This window comes from Bradyrhizobium sp. CFUWI (assembly GCF_056429085.1).
The window spans coordinates 1-731 of record NZ_JBWJZE010000123.1 but is presented as its reverse complement, the minus strand read 5'-3'; the positions used below and the strand labels follow the sequence as shown (position 1 = coordinate 731).

At 58.5% G+C, this 731-nt stretch carries 1 protein-coding gene; it reads right to left on the bottom strand.

Annotation, left to right across the window (positions count from 1 at the left end; genetic code table 11):
• Positions 1 to 75: 75 nt before the first annotated feature.
• The coding region (locus AC066S_RS39000; protein WP_478271930.1) for a hypothetical protein at positions 76 to 731 on the bottom strand (656 nt) is incomplete at its 5' end.

The following is a 731-nucleotide window of genomic DNA, read 5'->3' as shown; positions in this document are numbered from 1 at the left end:
GTGTAGCTTTCTTAAAGAAGCCTTGGGCCTGCGCCGAAACCGATGCCACGAGCACGACAGAAGCGAGCAGGATTTTCATCGTTGGATCCCCAGTTGTTTCTGCCGTTGTTGGCTGTGCTCGACCTCCTGCTCCGGAGCCTTCGCCTGCCCTTTCTCAGCCAGGTAGGTCTTGCTTCGCTCACTCGCTTTCGAGGTCACCGCGATGGCATGGGCTCGATCGTTGGCTGGTGCAGAGACGACGTCGGATTCCGTGGAGGCCGCAGTCTCTTTTTTCGGCGTGGCGCTGGCCTTTTCCTCCACCTTCTGGTCGGAGGTTTGCTCAGGTTCATCGCTCGTGCCGTAGCTAGAGACCCCGCGCTTTTTTGCTTGCGGGTTCAGCTGGTCCTGTTCCTTCTCTGGACCCTGCCCAGGCTGGTTGGCTTCCTTGGCTTCCTTGGCATTCGTGCGCTCTCGGTCCATTGGAGGGGCCGAATCTCTCGCGCCGAACTGCCTGTCTTCTTCCCTCTTCGCGTCAAGGAGCTTGTTGTCAAAGCGCGCCTTCTCATCGATGCGCTTCTTTTCTTGGAAGCGTTTTTCCTCCTCTGCGGCGTCGAGGTCCATCTGCCGCTCTTCCCACCACTGTTGCTGGGCGGCCGCGCGTTTTTTCCCTTGGCGTTCGTCCTCTTCTCGCTTGCGCTCCAGTTCGGACTTCTGGGTGAAATACTGGTCCATATCTCCTCCTGCTTCAGTGC